This is a genomic window from Streptomyces sp. NPDC048295, from assembly GCF_040652135.1.
Classification (GTDB): domain Bacteria; phylum Actinomycetota; class Actinomycetes; order Streptomycetales; family Streptomycetaceae; genus Streptomyces.
This window is the reverse complement of record NZ_JBEZLL010000006.1, coordinates 1-16,383: the sequence shown is the minus strand read 5'-3', so window position 1 is coordinate 16,383 and position 16,383 is coordinate 1. Positions and strand designations below refer to the sequence as shown.

Below are 16,383 nucleotides of genomic sequence, written 5' to 3'. Positions count from 1 at the left end.
CTCCTGTGCTCGACCCGAATCCCCAGAACGGTCAGAAGAAGCTCCTCCTCGTACTCGGGGCGATGCTGCTGATCACCGTGATCGTCGCGGTGATCGCCTCGATCGCGTCCCCCTGAGCCGCTCGGCCGCCGATGGTGGGGTTAACCCCCGCGTCCCCTAGGGTGCCAGGTTCAGGGTGAAGTGGGTGGGCCGCCGGATGGGAACCCCGGGCCCGGATCCGTAGATTCTCGGTATCAGTACCGATGACCCACGGAGGCGGACATGCCGGCCCGAACGCACACCCCGACCACCCACCCGGCCACGGGCGGTGTCGAGGTGCGGCTGCCGTGGTGGGCCGTCGCGCTGCCCGCGCTCGCGTTCGCCGCGTTGCTGCTGCTGATCGTGGGAACCGGTGAGGCGCACGCCGTGACCACCGACCCGGCGGTCACCCGGTTGCTCGCGCGAATCGCGGCCCTGGTGACCGGCCGACAGTGACCAAGCGCCCCGCACAAGCCCGTCAACACCCTGCGCCGGGTGGCACATTTCATGCGAAGCTGAGGTGTATGAGCGTCGATACACCTCGCAGGATCGTCCTTCTCAGGCATGCAAAGGCGGAATGGTCGCAGGACTCCGACCACGAGCGGCCACTCGCGGAGCGGGGCCGCAAGGATGCCCCGGTCGCAGGCCGCAAACTCGTCGACTCCGGGATCGACCTCGATCTGGCCCTCTGCTCCACCGCCGCCAGGACGCGCGAGACGTGGAAGCTGGCCGTCCACGAGATGCCGCACCGCCCCAGGACCGTGTACGAGGAGCGGCTCTACGAGGCGTCCCTCGGGGAGCTCATCGCCCTGATCAACGAGACCCCCGACGATGTGCACGACCTCCTGGTCATCGGCCACAACCCCGGCATGCACGCGGTCGCCGACGCCCTCTCGGAGTCGGCCGAGGGCGACGCCCTGACCCGGATGACCCGGGGCGGCTTCCCCACCGCGGCGTTCGCCGTCGTCGAGTTCACCGGCTCCTGGAAGGGCGTGGAGCACGGAGTGGGCAGGCTGGTCGAGTACTGGACGCCCAACGACTGACCCCGCCGTCGTACGGAGCAGGGCCCCGGCGTTTCCCGCGCCGGGGCCCTGCTGCGTACGCGCGAACGCACCGGCGCCCGCCTGCGCCGGCGCTCGCGCGCGAACGCGTCAGTCGACGAGACCGTCGGCGGCCTCGACCTCCTCGCGGGTGATGCCGAGCAGATACAGCACGGTGTCCAGGAACGGCACGTTCACCGCGGTGTGCGCGGCCTCGCGGACGACCGGCTTGGCGTTGAAGGCCACCCCGAGCCCGGCGGTGTTCAGCATGTCCAGGTCGTTCGCCCCGTCACCGATCGCGACGGTCTGTGCCAGCGGCACCCCGGCCTGCGCGGCGAAACTGCGCAGCAGCCGCGCCTTGCCGGCCCGGTCGACGATGTCGCCGACGACCCGGCCCGTGAGCTTTCCGTCGACCACTTCCAGGGTGTTGGCAGAGGCGAAGTCGAGCCCGAGCCGTTCCTTCAGATCGTCGGTGACCTGGGTGAACCCTCCCGAGACCACACCCACTTGGTAGCCGAGCCGCTTCAGCGTACGGATCAGGGTGCGCGCGCCCGGCGTCAGCCGCACCTCGGCCCGGACCTTGTCCACCACCGACACATCGAGCCCGGCCAGCAGCGCCACCCGGGCGTGCAGCGACTGCTCGAAGTCGAGCTCGCCGCGCATCGCCTGCTCGGTCACCTCGGCGACCTTGTCCTCGCAGCCCGCGTGAGCGGCGAACAGCTCGATGACCTCGTCCTGGATGAGCGTCGAGTCGACGTCCATGACGACCAGCCGCTGGGCCCGCCGGCTCAGCCCGGCCGACACCACCGCCACATCGACGCCGATTCCGGCGGCCTCCGTGGCCAGCGCGGTCCGCAGCTCCTCGGTCCCGGTGCCGGACACCGCGAATTCGACTGCCGTGACCGGGTACTTCGCGAGCCGGAAGATGCGGTCGATATTGCCGCCCGTCGAGGTGATCGTGGCCGCTATGGCGGCGGTCGACTCCGCGGTCAGCGGGTGCCCGAGCACCGTCACATGGGAACGCCCGTCGCCACGCGGCCGGTTGTCACCCGTGCCGGAGATGATCTCGGCCTGGAGCTTCAGCGACTCGGCCCAGCTGTGCACGGTCGCCCGCAGATCACCCTCGGTGGTGCCGCCCGCGGTGGGCGTGGTGACCAGCGCGCACAGGACGATGCGGCCACGGGTGACGACCTGCTCGATGTCGACGACATCGACCGAGTAGGCGGCGAGGGTGTCGAAGAGCCCGGCGGTGATGCCGGGGCGGTCCTTCCCGAAGATCTTCACGAGAAGGGTGGGGGTGTCGGTGCCCCGACGGGACTCGGGGGGCTCAGAGGACTCAGGAGACGAGGAGGACCGAGGTGGCTGAGATGCGCTCATGGTGCCTCCCACCGTATCGGTCCGCCGCGCGGCACCGGAGGCCCGTCCCGAGGACCGGACAGCGCGTCGGCCCGGTGCCCCGCCCGGAGCGCACGGCCGGTGACGGACCGCGTGCGTCCGTATCCGCCGGGTGGCCGCGGACGGAAATCCGGCGGGCCGCGGACGGAAATCCGGGTGGGCCTGGAACATCCCGGATATTCCTTTTGCTGATGATTGGCGCGGACTCGGGGTGCTTACCGCGCACTGCTCCCTTTATTCGTGTCGGCACCGTAACGATGCAGGTCTCGGCGGGCTCTTCACCCCGCCCGACTTTCGTATCCGGGACTGGTCCTGGAATAGTTCCTCACGATGTTCAGCATCCCTAGGCCCCCTGCGACGGGGGCGATTCGGGGGACAACTAGTGGGGCGCGGAGTGCCGGAACTCGTACTGGAATTGAATGGAAGGACCTGGACGCTCGATCCGTCCAGGCCGTACACCCTCGGGCGCGATCCGCAGGGCGACCTGACGATCGATGACGCCAGGGTGTCGTGGCGTCATGCCACGATCAGCTGGGATGGCCGGAGTTGGTCCATCGAGGACCACGGCAGCACCAACGGAACCTATATGCAGGGCAGCCGGATCCAGCGGCTGGAGATCGGCCCCGGCTCCGTCGTGCACCTGGGCAATGCCACCGACGGCCCGCGGCTGAGTCTCACCGCCGCGGCGGGTGCCGGTGTGTACAGCGGGCAGGGCGCGGGTGCCCAGCAGGCCCCCGCCCCACAGCCCCAGCAGGGCTGGCCCGGCGGGCAGGGTCCCGCTCAGCAGCAGCCGCAGCAGGGCTGGCCGCAGCAGGCGCCCCAGGGCCCGCCGCAGCAGCAGCCCGTACAGCCACAGGTCCCGCAGCAGCAGGGCATGGCGAGGACTCCCGGCGCGGGCGGTCCCGGCGGGGCCGCGGGGGCCCCGCCGGTCTACGGCGACCGCAGCCCGACCACGTTCCACCAGTTCACCCTCGACCGTGTCATGCGCATCGGTCGTGCGCTGGAGAACGAACTGGTCGTCTCCGACCTCCAGGTCTCGCGCCACCACGCCGAGTTCCACGCGACCCCCGACGGCCGTTTCGAGATCCGTGACCTCGGATCCCACAACGGCACCTACGTCAACGGTCAGCCGCTCTCGAAGTCCGGTTCCGCGCTCATCGGCCCGAACGACATCGTCGGCGTCGGTCACTCGACGTTCCGCCTGGTCGGCGACCGGCTGGAAGAGTTCGTCGACACCGGTGAGGTCTCCTTCTCGGCCCGTCACCTCACGGTGACGGTCGACGGCGGGAAGCAGATCCTCAAGGACGTCTCCTTCGGCGTCCCGGAGAAGTCGCTCGTCGCGGTCATCGGCCCGTCGGGGTCCGGCAAGTCCACCCTGCTCAAGGCGCTCACCGGCTACCGCCCCGCCAACCAGGGCGATGTCCTCTACGACAACCGGAACCTGTACAAGCAGTTCGCCGAGCTGCGCCAGCGCATCGGTCTGGTCCCGCAGGACGACATCCTGCACAAGGAACTCACCGTCACCAAGGCGCTCAAGTACGCGGCCAAGCTCCGCTTCCCCGCGGACACCACCGAGGCCGAGCGCCAGGCCCGGATCCTCGAAGTCCTCGCCGAGCTCAAGCTCGACATCCACAAGGACAAGAAGGTCACCTCGCTCTCCGGCGGTCAGCGCAAGCGCGTCTCCGTCGCCCTGGAGCTGCTCACCAAGCCGTCGCTGATCTTCCTGGACGAGCCGACCTCCGGCCTCGACCCGGGCATGGACCGCGATGTCATGCAGCTGCTGCGCGGACTGGCCGACGACGGCCGCACCGTCCTGGTCGTCACGCACTCGGTCGCCGAGCTGGCGATCTGCGACAAGCTGCTCGTCATGGCGCCGGGCGGTTCCGTCGCCTACTTCGGCCCGCCGGAGGAGGCGCTCAACTTCTTCGGCTACACCACCTGGGCCGACGTCTTCTCCGCGTTCGAGAACTACCGCGACTACGACTGGGCGGGCCGCTGGCGCGGTTCGCAGCACTACCAGATGTACGCCGCGGACATCGACGCCGTCGCCGCGCAGTCCGTACACATGCCGCCCCCGCAGCAGATGCGCCCGCCGAAGCCGCAGAGCTGGTCGGCCCAGCTGTGGACGCTGATGCGCCGCTACGTCTCGGTGATCGCGTCCGACAAGGGCTTCATGGGCCTGATGGTGATCCTGCCCGCCGTGCTCGGCATCGTCAGCGTGGTCATCCCGGCCAAGTTCGGCCTGGCCCCGCCGGACCCGCCGTCCCGGTTCAACAGCGCCGCGGGAACGATCATGCTGATCCTCGCGGTCGGCATGTGCTTCTCCGGCGCGGCCAACTCCGTACGAGAACTGATCAAGGAACGCGTCATCTACGAACGGGAACGGGCCACCGGTCTGTCCCGCTCCGCCTATCTGATGTCCAAGGTGATCGTCCTCGGCGTGATCACCGCCATCCAGGGCGTCATCATCTGCGGCATCGGCTTCGCCACCCGCGAGCTGCCGGCCGAGGGCCTGATCATGCCGCCGGCCGTCGAGATCTGTCTGACGATCATCGCGCTCGGCTTCACCTCGATGATGTTCGGCCTGGTGATCTCCTCGCTGGTGAAGACCGCCGAGAAGACCATGCCGCTGCTGGTCATGTTCGCGATCGTCCAGGTCGTCTTCACCGGCATCCTCTTCCAGGTGTACGGATCGCCCGGCCTGGAGCAGTTCGCCTGGCTGATGCCGTCCCGCTGGGCCATCGCCGGCGCGGGCACGACGCTGGACCTCTCGCACCTCATGGCGCCCTGGGACCCGAAGAACCCGACCGATCTGGACCCGCTGTGGGAGCACTCGGCCGGTCAGTGGGGGATCAACATCACGGTACTGCTGCTGCTCGGCATCATCTGCGGCATCGTGGTATCGCGGCTGCTGCGCCGCCACGAGCCGGAGGTCATGCGCAAGTAGGCGCGGACACCGGCACCACACGCCGAAGGGCGGCACCCCGCGCGGGGTGCCGCCCTTCGGCGTGTGCGGATACCGTCCGGCGAACCGCGGCGCCGGTCAGTACGCGCTGTTGACGTTGTCCATCGAGCCGTACTTGTCGGCCGCGTAGTTGGCGGCCGCCGTGATGTTGGCGACCGGGTCGTAGATGTTCCACGAGGTGCCGGGGACGTGGTAGGCGTTGAACGTCGGCTGGATGACCTGGAGCAGGCCACAGGACGGGGTGCCGTTCTGGGCGTTGATGTCCCAGCCGTTGACCGCGTTCGGGTTGCCGGTCGACTCGCGCATGATGTTGCGGTGCAGACCGTCGTACGAGCCGGGGATGCCGTGCGCCCGCATGATGTCCAGGGCCTGGTTGATCCAGCCGTCCAGGTTGTTGGCGTAGACCGGCGTACGGGCCTCGGAGCGGCTGGCTGCCTGCGTCTCGGTGCGCTTCGCTGCGGCGGCCTCGGCCTTCGCCCGGGCGGCGGCCTTGGCCTTCGCCTCGGCCTCGGCCTTGATCCTGGCGGCCTCGTCGGTCTTGGCCTTCGCGGCGGCGGCCTTCTCGGCCCTGGCGAGGTCTGCGGCCTTCACCAGCTTCTCGGCGGTGGAGTGCTGCTCGATGATGCTGGCCTGAAGGGCCTTGGCCTGCGGAGTTCCGGCGACCGACGTGAAGACCACGGGCTCGGCGGACGCGGGGGTCGCGGCCTCGGGCTTGGGGTCGGCGTTGGCGGGGACGAGCGAGAACGAGAGTGCGGCGACAGCCATGGCGGAGATGCCCGCGACGGAGAGCTTCTGGGTCTTGTTCAGACGACGACGACGGCCGGGGATGCTGGACATGGACATGCAGGCATACCTCTTCGAATCGCGGGAGTCCTCACGGAGGACGAAGACGGGAAGCGTCGTTCTCGCATCTCCGTCGGGGACGAGTGCAATTCTTAGCGTCAGCAAAATCCGGTGGCAAAGGTGTGACGTACGAACCCGGGTAGTGGATCCGGGCCCCGCCCGAACGGGTCGGACCGCGCTCATAACCATTGATGTGGTGCTTATGTGTCCACTAGTGGGCTTCGTAAGTGACGTGGGTCCTATGCGCGGCCTCACATCGGGCGGGTAACGATCTGACCAACCGTTGCTTCAGCAATTCGGAGTGTTAGATTCCGTCCAAGTGGGGGCCATGGCCCGGTCTCCGCCCCTGTCCGCGCACGGCAGTCGGGCCTAGTCCCTGCGCCCTAATCCGCAGCCGTCCACAGGCCGATACGGCGTTCGAACCCCGCCGGTACGGTGAGGTCATGAGCCATCGCCCACCGTCGGGTCTCGCAGCCGTGAGCGCCGCGCTGCTCGCCATGAGCCGGCATCTCGAAGTACGCGACGTCCTGAAGACGATCGTCGCCTCGGCCCGCGAACTGCTGGACGCCGAGTACGCCGCCCTGGGCGTCCCCGACGATCACGGAGGCTTCGCCCAGTTCGTCGTCGACGGAGTCAGCGACGAACAGTGGAAGGCCATCGGCCCGCTGCCCAGACAGCACGGCATCCTCGCCGCGATGCTCCACGAGGCCAGGCCCGAGCGCCTCGCCGATGTCCGCAAGGACCCCCGCTTCGAGGGCTGGCCCGCCGCCCACCCCGACATGTCCGACTTCCTGGGCCTGCCGATCAGGGACGGCGAGGAGATCATCGGCGCGCTCTTCCTCGCCAACAAGCGCTGCCCCAAACCCGAGGGCAGCTGCGGATTCACCGCCGAGGACGAGGAACTGCTGGCCATCCTGGCCCAGCACGCGGCGATCGCCCTCACCAACGCCCGCCTCTACGAACGGAGCCGGGAACTCACCATCGCCGAGGAGCGCTCCCGGCTCGCCCACGAGCTGCACGACGCGGTCAGCCAGAAGCTCTTCTCGCTGCGGCTGACGGCCCAGGCCGCCACCGCCCTGGTGGACCGCGACCCGGCCCGCGCCAAGGGCGAGCTCCAGCAGGTCGCCGCGCTCGCCGCGGAGGCCGTGGACGAACTGCGCGCCGCCGTCGTCGAGCTGCGCCCCGCGGCGCTCGACGAGGACGGGCTCATCGCCACCCTCCGCACCCAGATCCAGGTCCTGGACCGGGCCCACACGGCCCGGGTCACCTTCGAGAGCCTCGGCATCCGGGCCCTGCCCGCCGCTCAGGAGGAGGCACTGCTCCGGGTCTCCCAGGAGGCCCTGCACAACGCACTGCGCCACTCCGGGGCGGAGCACGTCGGCGTCACGCTGGCCCGGCACGGCGGCGGCACACTGCTGCGGATCACCGACGACGGCAGCGGCTTCGAACCCGCGGCGACCCGGCAGGCCGGCCGGCATCTGGGCCTGGTCTCGATGCGGGACCGGGCGAACGGCGTCGGCGGCAGGCTCACCGTTGAATCGGCGCCCGGCAAGGGCACCACGATCGAGATGGAGGTACCCGGTGGCTGACAGGATCATCAGGGTGCTGCTGGTCGACGACCACCAGGTGGTCCGCCGCGGTCTGCGTACGTTCCTGGAGGTCCAGGACGACATAGAGGTGGTCGGCGAGGCGGCCGACGGTGCCGAGGGGGTGGCCAGGACCGAGGAGCTCCGCCCCGACGTCGTCCTGATGGACATCAAGATGCCCGGCACCGACGGCATCGAGGCCCTGCGCAGGCTCCGCGAGCTGGAGAACCCCGCCAAGGTCCTCATCGTCACCAGCTTCACCGAGCAGCGCACCGTGGTTCCCGCCCTGCGCGCCGGGGCCTCCGGCTACGTGTACAAGGACGTCGACCCGGACGCCCTGGCCGGTGCCATCCGTTCGGTGTACGCGGGCCACGTCCTGCTCCAGCCGGAGGTGGCGGGAGCCCTGCTGGCCCAGGAGGACCAGGGCGGCGGCACGGGCCGGGGGAGCACCCTCACCGAACGGGAGCGGGAGGTGCTGGGCCTGATCGCCGACGGCCGTTCCAACCGCGAGATCGCGCGGGCACTGGTCCTCTCCGAGAAGACCGTCAAGACACACGTCTCGAACATCCTGATGAAGCTGGATCTCTCGGACCGGACCCAGGCGGCACTCTGGGCCGTCCGGCACGGGGCGGCGAGCTGACCCGCAAGGAAGCGGACCTCCTTCCTCCGGAAGGAGGTGCGAGCCGCCAGGTGCATGTCACCCGAACGGCGCAACCCCGTTCGGCCCCGGGGCGTTCTCCGGGGTGCTGTGGCGACCGGCCGCGGTCACGCCAGGAGGACCCTGAAGCGAGGAACCCGAAGAAGGCCACTGCCGTCACCGTGATCGCCGGCGGCACGGGCGCCGCCTCCGCCACCGGACACGGCGCGGGCGCCCACCGTCCCGCGGCCCACTCCCCGGGCGTGGCCGGCGGCAATGACATCCAGGTCCCGGTGAACGTCCCGGTGAACGCGGACGGCACACGGCCGACGTGACCGTCCTGCTCAACCTGGCCTTCGGCAGCTTCGGGCCGGCCGGCCGACCCCACGACCGCTGACCGGACCCACGGTCATACGTCGCCGGACGAGGCGAGCCCCGCCTGTCCGGCGACCTCGGGGCCCGCCTGTGCGGCGCCCTCCGGGCCCGCCCGGCCGGCGGATCAGGTCCTGTCCGCCCCCGATCCGCAGGGCAGGCCCTACCGCTCCCGCTCGCGCTCCTCCACATACGCGTTGTACGCGGCGACCTGCGCCCGCCGGGCCACCCGCTCCACCGGGCGCAGCGCCTCGCCCCGGGCCGCGATCTCCGAAGCGCTGACCGCGCCGCCGTGCCCGTTCTCGTACGCGACCGAGATCAGCAGTCCCACCCGTTGCGCCAGCTCCAGGACCCGCACCGCCCGCGGCGGATACCCCGGAGCCAGCACCTCGCGCCCCCGCTCCGCCCGTGCCCGGTACGCGTCCACCGCCGCCTCGGCCACCGGCCCCGAGCCGGCCACGTCCAACCGCGACAGCAGCGCCGTCGCGTCCCGCAACCCCTCGGCGAGCTCCCGCTCGGCCTCGCTCAGCGACGGCACATCGGCCGGCGGCGCCTCCCGTACCGGCAGACAACGCCACACCACCTCGACGTGCAGATCCCCCTCCGGCCCCGCCTCACGCACCTCGGGAACCAGCCCGTACGGCGCGCCGGAGGCCACCACCGCCTCCTCGGCCTCCATCGCCCGCGCGTTGAACTCCGGCGGACCGCTCAGCCCCAGCGGATGCCCGGGAGCCGGCAGCGCCACCCGGAAACCAGTCACCCCCAGACCCCGCAACCGCCCGAGCGCCAGCGTGAGCCCGACCGGCCCCGCCTCGCCCGGCAATCCCTCGACGCGGTGCACCGCGTCCTCCCCGACAATGGCGAGCGCCGCCTCGTCCGGCGACACCAGTCCCGCCAGAAGCGCGTTTCCCCAAGCGGCCAACAGCCCTGAGCGTGGTTCCGAAAGCATGGGAACAGCCTAGGGAACCGGCCGGGGGCCCGTCGTCACGCGGGCCCAGCGCCGGGAGCACTCGTACGGTGGCGTAGATTTTCCTGGGAGCTGTGCCCACAGGCACCGACGATCTCGACACTGCATGGGGAGACAACGCGCCATGAGCGATGTACTGGAGCTGGTGGACGTATCCGTGGTCCGCGACGGACGCGCTCTGGTGGACGACGTCTCCTGGTCGGTCAAGGAGGGGGAGCGCTGGGTCATCCTCGGACCGAACGGCGCCGGCAAGACCACCCTCCTCAACATCGCGTCCAGCTACCTCTTCCCGAGCACCGGCACAGCCAAGGTCCTCGGTGAGCAGCTCGGCGGCGTCGGCACCGATGTCTTCGAGCTCCGCCCCCGTATCGGCATCGCGGGCGTCGCCATGGCCGAGAAGCTTCCCAGGCGCCAGACCGTGCTGCAGACGGTGCTCACCGCCGCGTACGGCATGACCGCCACCTGGCACGAGAACTACGAGGCCGTCGACGAGGAGCGCGCCCGCGCCTTCCTCGACCGGCTCGGCATGACCGAGTACCTCGACCGCAAGTTCGGCACCCTGTCCGAGGGCGAGCGCAAGCGCACCCTGATCGCCCGCGCCATGATGACCGACCCCGAACTGCTGCTCCTCGACGAGCCGGCCGCGGGACTCGACCTCGGCGGCCGCGAGGACCTGGTCCGCCGCCTCGGCCGGCTGGCCCGCGACCCCTACGCCCCCTCCATGATCATGGTCACCCACCACGTCGAGGAGATCGCCCCCGGTTTCACCCACGTCCTGATGATCCGCCAGGGCAAGGTGCTCGCCGCCGGTCCCATGGAGACCGAACTCACCTCCCGCAACCTCTCCCTCTGCTTCGGGCTGCCGCTCGTCGTCGAGCACGCCGGCGACCGCTACACGGCCCACGGACTGCCGCTCTCCTAGCGCACGGCCGGCGACGGCCTCCGGGCCCGGAGGGCCCAACGGGCGCAGTGGCGCACTTGCACCCTGTCCGCGAAGGTGTTCGCGGTTCTACCATGACCACGTGGACATCGACGCGTGGGTGTGGTGGCTGATCGGCGCGGTGGGACTGGGCATCCCCCTCGTCATGACCGCGATGCCCGAGTTCGGCATGTTCGCCGTCGGAGCGGTCGCCGCGGCAGTGGTCGCGGCACTCGGCGGCGGCATCGTGGCCCAGGTGCTGGTATTCGTCGTGGTCTCCGTGGCGCTCATCGCCGTGGTCCGCCCGATCGCCGCCAGACACCGCACCGACCGTCCCCAACTCGCCACCGGCATCGATGCGCTGAAGGGCCGTCAGGCCGTCGTCCTGGAACGGGTGGACGGCAGCGGTGGCCGGATCAAGCTGGCCGGGGAGGTCTGGTCCGCCCGCGCACTGGACGAGGGCCAGAGCTTCGACCCGGGCCAACAGGTCGATGTCGTCGACATCGACGGAGCTACGGCAGTCGTCATGTGACCGAACCACCCACAAGGCAGCGCGCGTTCTGTCAGACTCGATGTCGATCATCATGAGATCGGGGCCGGTGCAGTATCCGGCTCCTTCCGCGAACTCGACCTCGATCATCGCGATCCGTCGGCAACCGAAGGGCAACGAGGAACACGATGCAACCGATCATCATCGTCCTGATCATTCTGGTGGTGCTCGTCTTCATCGCCCTGATCAAGACGATCCAGGTCATCCCGCAGGCCAGCGCCGCCATCGTGGAGCGCTTCGGCCGCTACACCCGCACGCTCAACGCGGGCCTGAACATCGTCGTTCCATTCATCGACTCCATCCGCAACCGCATCGACCTCCGTGAACAGGTCGTGCCGTTCCCGCCCCAGCCGGTGATCACCCAGGACAACCTGGTCGTCAACATCGACACCGTCATCTACTACCAGGTGACCGACGCCAGGGCCGCGACCTACGAAGTCGCCAGCTACATCCAGGCGATCGAGCAGCTCACCGTCACCACCCTCCGCAACATCATCGGTGGCATGGACCTGGAGCGGACCCTGACCTCCCGCGAGGAGATCAACGCGGCCCTGCGCGGCGTTCTCGACGAGGCCACCGGCAAGTGGGGCATCCGCGTCAACCGCGTCGAGCTCAAGGCGATCGAGCCGCCCACCTCCATCCAGGACTCGATGGAGAAGCAGATGCGCGCCGACCGTGACAAGCGCGCCGCGATCCTCCAGGCCGAAGGAACGCGCCAGTCCGCGATCCTCACCGCGGAGGGCGAGAAGCAGTCCGCGATCCTGCGCGCCGAGGGTGAGGCGAAGGCATCGGCCCTGCGCGCCGAGGGCGAGGCCCAGGCGATCCGTACGGTCTTCGAGTCCATCCACGCCGGAGACCCGGACCAGAAGCTCCTCTCGTACCAGTACCTCCAGATGCTTCCGAAGATCGCCGAGGGCGACGCCAACAAGCTCTGGATCGTGCCCAGCGAGATCGGCGACGCCCTCAAGGGCCTCAGTGGTGCCTTCGGCAACCTCGGCAACGGCGCCCCGGGCTTCGACACGGGCAAGGAACGCCGGGAGCAGCCCCCGGTCGAATGACGCGTACACGCCCCGTGCATGATCGGTGCACCAAGCACCGATCACGCACGGGGGATTCGCCATGGACATCTGGGAGATGCTCGCCGTCTTCGCAGCGGGCATCAGCGCCGGCACGATCAACACGATCGTCGGCTCGGGGACGCTGATCACCTTTCCCGTGCTCCTCGCCACCGGCCTGCCCCCGGTCACGGCCACCGTCTCCAACGGCCTCGGCCTGATCCCCGGCTCGGTCAGCGGCGCCATCGGCTACCGCAAGGAACTCGAAGGACAGGGCCGCCGCGTCCTCAAGCTCTCCGTCGGCGCCCTCATCGGCGGCCTCACCGGCGCCACCCTCCTGCTGGCCCTGCCCTCCACGGCCTTCGAGACCATCGTGCCGATCCTGGTGGCCCTGGCCCTCGTCCTGGTCATCCTGCAACCACGCATCAGCAAAGCGGTCCAGCGCCGGCGCGAACACAGCGGCACCCCCACCCGCTCCGACGGCGGTCCGCTGCTGTTCGTCGGACTGATGCTCGCCAGCGTCTACGGCGGCTACTTCACCGCCGCCCAGGGAATCATCTACCTCTCCCTGATGGGCATGCTGCTCGACGACACCATGCAGCGCCTCAACGCCGTCAAGAACGTGCTGGCCGCCGTCGTCAACAGCGTCGCCGCGCTCTTCTTCCTCTTCGTCGCGGACTTCGACTGGACGGCCGTCGTGCTCATCGCGGTCGGCTCCGCACTGGGCGGCCAGATAGGCGCCAGGATCGGCCGCCGCCTCAGCCCCGTGGTCCTGCGGGTCCTCATCGTCGCGGTCGGCACGGCCGCCATCGTCCAGCTGGTGCTCCGCTGACACACGGAAGCCCGTCTCCCCCGGGGACGGGCTTCCCGCACGACGAAATGCGTAGGCCGACTACGCTGCGGCACCCTCCAGCCACTCCGGCAGCTCCGAACGCTCACCGGCCCCCAGGGCCAGCAGCATCGCCTGCGCGGGAGACGGCACGAACGGCTGACGCAGCAGCGGCATCCCCGCCTGCTCCGGCGTCCGGGCCGCCTTGCGGTGATTGTCCTCGGCACAGGACGCCACCGTGTTGAGCCAGGTGTCCTGACCCCCCTGGGCGCGCGGCACGACATGGTCGACGGTGCTCGCCCGCCGCCCGCAGTACGCGCACCGGTGCTGGTCCCGTATCAGCACACCCCTGCGGGACCAGGGGGCATGTCTTCGGAACGGCACCCGTACGTACCGGCAGAGTCTGATCACCCGGGGCACCGGAATGTCCACGGCGGCGCCACGCATGCGGAGATCGGGATGCGACTGCTCGACGACGGCCTTGTCCTGCAGGATCAGCACCACCGCACGATTCAGCGTCACCGTCGACAGCGGCTCGAAGCTTGCGTTCAGTACCAGCGTGTCCCGCATCTCGCCCACCTCCCGTGTGCCGCCCGCCCCCTGGCAGGCCCGGATCAACTCTGGCCGGGCGGGCCGTGATGGACAACGCAATAAAAAATGCCCTGCCCTGGTCTCTCCAGGACCAGGGCAGGGCAAACAACGGGGGAACTCTCGGCTCGGCCGGATCCCCGGACAGGCTCAGGCGGGGCCCGTGTACTCGCCGATCAGCTGAGCACGGCCCAGTGTGTGGAACCGCAGATTGAACCCCACGACCGCCGGCGACGCGTCACTGTCGGCCCCCAGCTTCTCGGTGTCCACCGCGTACACGGTGAACACATAGCGGTGGTTCTCCCCGGCCGGCGGTGCGGCACCGCCGAACTCCTTGGACCCGTAGTCGTTACGGACCTGTACGGCACCGGCGGGCAGCCCTTCGAACCTCCCGCTGCCCGCACCGGCCGGCAGCTCCGTGACCGACGCCGGGATGTCGAAGACCACCCAGTGCCAGAATCCGCTGCCGGTGGGGGCATCGGGGTCGAAGCAGGTCACCGCGAAACTCTTGGTCTGCGCCGGAAAGCCTGTCCACCGCAGCTGCGGCGAGGTGTTCCCGGCAGCGAACACCTGAGCGTCCGCCAGCACGGCGCCGGGAGCGAGATCGTCGCTCTCCACCGCGAACGACGGCACTTCCGGATGGAAGTCGTGCGGCAGCGGCGCCCTCTTCGGCTCGGTCACGTCAGCACCTCTCCTGATCGCTGTACTGCACTGGGCAGGTCTGCCACCGACCCTAGAGCCAGTTGCGCTGACCGCCGACCTGGGCCAGCCACTGATTGAGGTACGCCGCCCAGTCGGTCCCCTGGAAGTCGTTCAGCCCGACCTTGAAGGCGCGGTACGAGTCGCTGCCCTCGCTGAAGAGCCCGGCCTTCTTGTCCATCTCCAGGACGACGTCCATCTCACGGTCGTCCGCGACGAACGACAGCTCCACCTGGTTGAGACCGCGGTACTGCTGAGGCGGGAAGAACTCGATCTCCTGGTAGAACGGCAGCCGCTGACGCGTACCGCGGATGTGACCGCGCTCCATGTCCGCGCTGCGGAAGCCGAAGCCGAGCTGCCCGAAGGCGTCCAGGATGGCCTGCTGCGCCGGCAGCGGGTGCACATTGATGGGGTCCAGGTCGCCCGAGTCCAGCGCCCGCGCGATCTCCAGCTCCGTGGTCACGCCGATGTTCATGCCGTGCAGGTGCTGACCGGCGAACATCGTTATCGGCGTCTCCCACGGAATTTCGAGCCCGAAGGGAACGACATGCACGGCACCGGCCCGCACCTCGAACGCGCCACCGAGCCGCAGCTTGGTGAACTCGATGTCCTGCTTGGTCTCCGTGTCCTGGCCCTCGACCTCGACCCGGGCCTGCAGCCCCACGGAGAGTCCCTCGATCTGCTGATCCACGGACCCGCCCTGGATCCGCACCTCACCCTGGACGACCCCGCCCGGTACGACGTTGAGCTCGGAGAGCTCGGTCTCCACCGAGGCGCCGCCGGCGCCCAGGCTCGCGAGCAGCCGCTTGAAGCCCATGTTTACTCCTCCTTGGTCCTGACCCCTACATACGCGCCACGACCGTAGTCGGTTCCCGGTAACCTCGACCGCCATGATCGAGGGCCTGGACCGTACGCCGCTGACACGCGACTTCTTCGACCGCCCCGTACTGGACGTGGCACCCGACCTCCTGGGCCGGACCCTGGTACGCGCCACACCGGACGGGCCCATCGAGCTCCGTCTCACCGAGGTGGAGGCGTACGCCGGTGAGATCGATCCCGGATCGCACGCGTTCAGAGGCCGCACCGCGCGCAACAGCGTCATGTTCGGACCGCCCGGCCACGCGTACGTGTACTTCACCTACGGGATGTGGCACTGCCTCAACCTGGTGTGCGGCCCCGAGGGCACGGCCTCCGGGGTCCTGCTCCGCGCCGGCCGCATCCAGGTCGGTGCCGAACTCACGCGCGAACGTCGAAACTCGGCCCGCAACGACAAGGAACTGGCCAAAGGCCCGGCCCGCCTGGCCACCGCCCTCGATGTCGACCGAGCACTGAACGGCACCGACGCCATCGCCCACCCCGGCGCCCCGTTGTCCGTGCTGCACGGCACCCCGCCACCACGCGACCAGGTACGCAATGGCCCGCGCACCGGAGTGGGCGGCGACGGAGCCGCGCACCCCTGGCGCTTCTGGATCGACGGAGACCCCACGGTGAGCCCCTACAGGGCCCATGTTCCACGCCGCCGCGCAACTTGACTCGCCGTTGAGGGCCGCCTAATGTAGTCCGAGCCGCTTGAGACGGGCACTGCTGTCGGTACGGTCCATCGGACCGCATCCGAGCATCCCGGAGCGACCAACCACTACCTACGAATCACCCTGGCGGGTGCGAATTCGGCATGCCGTAATTCAATCCCCTTGACTCGATTATGAGTCGCCAAGGAAATCGGCTAACGTAGTGGACACGCCGAAAGGCAAGGCCAATCCAAAGGCCACCGGAATTCAAATTCGGACCGGAAACGGAACGAAAAAGAGTCTGGTAAGGTTGGAACCGCCGGAAAGGGAAACGCGAAAGCGAAGAACTGGAAAGCACAACCCGCTTCGACCGGGAATCGGACACGAAAGAGTCTGATAGAGTCGGAAACGC

The 16,383-nt window shown here is 69.4% G+C and carries 18 protein-coding genes; 12 read left to right on the top strand and 6 right to left on the bottom strand.

The genetic code is table 11. The features are described 5' to 3' along the window. The first annotated feature begins 5 nt into the window (after positions 1 to 5). The 3 genes from AB0D53_RS10500 to AB0D53_RS10490 all read left to right on the top strand — a co-directional run bounded on the left by AB0D53_RS10500 (position 6) and on the right by AB0D53_RS10490 (position 1,061). Positions 6 to 116, top strand: coding sequence for an SGM_5486 family transporter-associated protein (locus AB0D53_RS10500; RefSeq protein ID WP_256259565.1), 111 nt, complete (start codon positions 6 to 8; stop codon positions 114 to 116). Between the two features lie 145 nt (positions 117 to 261). Next, positions 262 to 474, top strand: coding sequence for a hypothetical protein (locus AB0D53_RS10495; RefSeq protein WP_362443062.1), 213 nt, complete (start codon positions 262 to 264; stop codon positions 472 to 474). A gap of 68 nt (positions 475 to 542) precedes the next feature. Continuing rightward, positions 543 to 1,061 (top strand): histidine phosphatase family protein, encoded by a 519-nt coding sequence (locus AB0D53_RS10490; protein ID WP_266421185.1) that lies wholly within the window; start codon positions 543 to 545, stop codon positions 1,059 to 1,061. A gap of 108 nt (positions 1,062 to 1,169) precedes the next feature. On the opposite strand, the gene serB is transcribed toward AB0D53_RS10490, so the two are convergent. Next, positions 1,170 to 2,435 (bottom strand): phosphoserine phosphatase SerB, encoded by a 1,266-nt coding sequence (gene serB / locus AB0D53_RS10485; protein ID WP_362443059.1) that lies wholly within the window; start codon positions 2,433 to 2,435, stop codon positions 1,170 to 1,172. A 400-nt stretch (positions 2,436 to 2,835) separates the two neighbouring features. Here serB and AB0D53_RS10480 point away from each other — a divergent pair, with 400 nt between their 5' ends. Continuing rightward, on the top strand, positions 2,836 to 5,400 hold the full coding sequence (locus AB0D53_RS10480) for an FHA domain-containing protein (protein WP_362443056.1): 2,565 nt from the start codon (positions 2,836 to 2,838) through the stop codon (positions 5,398 to 5,400). Positions 5,401 to 5,496: 96 nt separating this feature from the next. Here AB0D53_RS10480 and AB0D53_RS10475 read toward each other — a convergent pair whose 3' ends face one another. Then, complete coding sequence (locus AB0D53_RS10475) at positions 5,497 to 6,261, bottom strand: transglycosylase SLT domain-containing protein (protein WP_362443053.1); 765 nt, start codon at positions 6,259 to 6,261, stop codon at positions 5,497 to 5,499. A 443-nt stretch (positions 6,262 to 6,704) separates the two neighbouring features. Between AB0D53_RS10475 and AB0D53_RS10470 the strand changes: the two genes are divergently transcribed. The 3 genes from AB0D53_RS10470 (at position 6,705) to AB0D53_RS10460 (ending at position 8,819) form a co-directional block, all read left to right on the top strand. Then, a complete protein-coding gene (locus AB0D53_RS10470) occupies positions 6,705 to 7,850 on the top strand; it encodes a GAF domain-containing sensor histidine kinase (protein WP_362443050.1) in 1,146 nt (381 codons plus the stop codon). Continuing rightward, entirely contained in the window at positions 7,843 to 8,487 is a 645-nt protein-coding gene (locus AB0D53_RS10465) for a response regulator transcription factor (RefSeq protein WP_329816739.1), read from the top strand. The genes AB0D53_RS10470 and AB0D53_RS10465 overlap by 8 nt, the downstream gene beginning before the upstream one ends. 179 nt (positions 8,488 to 8,666) lie before the next feature. Further along, complete coding sequence (locus AB0D53_RS10460) at positions 8,667 to 8,819, top strand: chaplin family protein (RefSeq protein ID WP_362443046.1); 153 nt, start codon at positions 8,667 to 8,669, stop codon at positions 8,817 to 8,819. A gap of 200 nt (positions 8,820 to 9,019) precedes the next feature. Here AB0D53_RS10460 and AB0D53_RS10455 read toward each other — a convergent pair whose 3' ends face one another. Beyond that, positions 9,020 to 9,805: a hypothetical protein gene (locus AB0D53_RS10455; protein WP_362443043.1), complete on the bottom strand. Its 786-nt coding sequence runs from the start codon at positions 9,803 to 9,805 to the stop codon at positions 9,020 to 9,022. Positions 9,806 to 9,947: 142 nt separating this feature from the next. On the opposite strand from AB0D53_RS10455, the gene AB0D53_RS10450 reads away from it, so the two are divergent. The 4 genes from AB0D53_RS10450 (at position 9,948) to AB0D53_RS10435 (ending at position 13,179) form a co-directional block, all read left to right on the top strand. Next, the gene (locus tag AB0D53_RS10450; protein WP_362443040.1) at positions 9,948 to 10,745 is read left to right on the top strand and encodes an ABC transporter ATP-binding protein; all 798 of its coding nucleotides are present in this window, start codon (positions 9,948 to 9,950) and stop codon (positions 10,743 to 10,745) included. Positions 10,746 to 10,845: 100 nt separating this feature from the next. Then, positions 10,846 to 11,274 carry an NfeD family protein gene (locus AB0D53_RS10445; protein WP_362443037.1) on the top strand — a complete coding sequence of 143 codons (429 nt, stop codon included), beginning with the start codon at positions 10,846 to 10,848 and terminating at the stop codon, positions 11,272 to 11,274. A 146-nt stretch (positions 11,275 to 11,420) separates the two neighbouring features. After that, entirely contained in the window at positions 11,421 to 12,350 is a 930-nt protein-coding gene (locus AB0D53_RS10440) for an SPFH domain-containing protein (RefSeq protein ID WP_072482952.1), read from the top strand. Positions 12,351 to 12,411: 61 nt separating this feature from the next. Continuing rightward, on the top strand, positions 12,412 to 13,179 hold the full coding sequence (locus tag AB0D53_RS10435; protein ID WP_362443033.1) for a sulfite exporter TauE/SafE family protein: 768 nt from the start codon (positions 12,412 to 12,414) through the stop codon (positions 13,177 to 13,179). Between the two features lie 60 nt (positions 13,180 to 13,239). On the opposite strand, the gene AB0D53_RS10430 is transcribed toward AB0D53_RS10435, so the two are convergent. The 3 genes from AB0D53_RS10430 to AB0D53_RS10420 form a co-directional block, all read right to left on the bottom strand. Continuing rightward, entirely contained in the window at positions 13,240 to 13,746 is a 507-nt protein-coding gene (locus AB0D53_RS10430) for an HNH endonuclease (RefSeq protein WP_362443030.1), read from the bottom strand. A 168-nt stretch (positions 13,747 to 13,914) separates the two neighbouring features. Next, positions 13,915 to 14,445, bottom strand: a complete 531-nt coding sequence (locus AB0D53_RS10425; RefSeq protein WP_362443027.1) for a YbhB/YbcL family Raf kinase inhibitor-like protein — start codon at positions 14,443 to 14,445, stop codon at positions 13,915 to 13,917. Between the two features lie 52 nt (positions 14,446 to 14,497). Continuing rightward, positions 14,498 to 15,280 (bottom strand): sporulation protein, encoded by a 783-nt coding sequence (locus tag AB0D53_RS10420; protein ID WP_362443024.1) that lies wholly within the window; start codon positions 15,278 to 15,280, stop codon positions 14,498 to 14,500. A 73-nt stretch (positions 15,281 to 15,353) separates the two neighbouring features. Here AB0D53_RS10420 and AB0D53_RS10415 point away from each other — a divergent pair, with 73 nt between their 5' ends. Next, positions 15,354 to 15,995 carry a DNA-3-methyladenine glycosylase gene (locus AB0D53_RS10415; RefSeq protein WP_362443021.1) on the top strand — a complete coding sequence of 214 codons (642 nt, stop codon included), beginning with the start codon at positions 15,354 to 15,356 and terminating at the stop codon, positions 15,993 to 15,995. The last annotated feature ends 388 nt before the right edge of the window (positions 15,996 to 16,383 follow it).

What these genes read in the sequence shown, in the direction of transcription:
- AB0D53_RS10495 (WP_362443062.1), top strand. Translation starts at nt 262, where the DNA reads ATGCCGGCCCGAACGCACACCCCGACCACCCACCCGGCCACGGGCGGT.
- AB0D53_RS10490 (WP_266421185.1), top strand. Translation starts at nt 543, where the DNA reads ATGAGCGTCGATACACCTCGCAGGATCGTCCTTCTCAGGCATGCAAAG.
- serB (WP_362443059.1), bottom strand. Translation starts at nt 2,435, where the DNA reads ATGAGCGCATCTCAGCCACCTCGGTCCTCCTCGTCTCCTGAGTCCTCT.
- AB0D53_RS10475 (WP_362443053.1), bottom strand. Translation starts at nt 6,261, where the DNA reads ATGTCCATGTCCAGCATCCCCGGCCGTCGTCGTCGTCTGAACAAGACC.
- AB0D53_RS10470 (WP_362443050.1), top strand. Translation starts at nt 6,705, where the DNA reads ATGAGCCATCGCCCACCGTCGGGTCTCGCAGCCGTGAGCGCCGCGCTG.
- AB0D53_RS10455 (WP_362443043.1), bottom strand. Translation starts at nt 9,805, where the DNA reads ATGCTTTCGGAACCACGCTCAGGGCTGTTGGCCGCTTGGGGAAACGCG.
- AB0D53_RS10450 (WP_362443040.1), top strand. Translation starts at nt 9,948, where the DNA reads ATGAGCGATGTACTGGAGCTGGTGGACGTATCCGTGGTCCGCGACGGA.
- AB0D53_RS10440 (WP_072482952.1), top strand. Translation starts at nt 11,421, where the DNA reads ATGCAACCGATCATCATCGTCCTGATCATTCTGGTGGTGCTCGTCTTC.
- AB0D53_RS10435 (WP_362443033.1), top strand. Translation starts at nt 12,412, where the DNA reads ATGGACATCTGGGAGATGCTCGCCGTCTTCGCAGCGGGCATCAGCGCC.
- AB0D53_RS10430 (WP_362443030.1), bottom strand. Translation starts at nt 13,746, where the DNA reads ATGCGGGACACGCTGGTACTGAACGCAAGCTTCGAGCCGCTGTCGACG.
- AB0D53_RS10420 (WP_362443024.1), bottom strand. Translation starts at nt 15,280, where the DNA reads ATGGGCTTCAAGCGGCTGCTCGCGAGCCTGGGCGCCGGCGGCGCCTCG.
- AB0D53_RS10415 (WP_362443021.1), top strand. Translation starts at nt 15,354, where the DNA reads ATGATCGAGGGCCTGGACCGTACGCCGCTGACACGCGACTTCTTCGAC.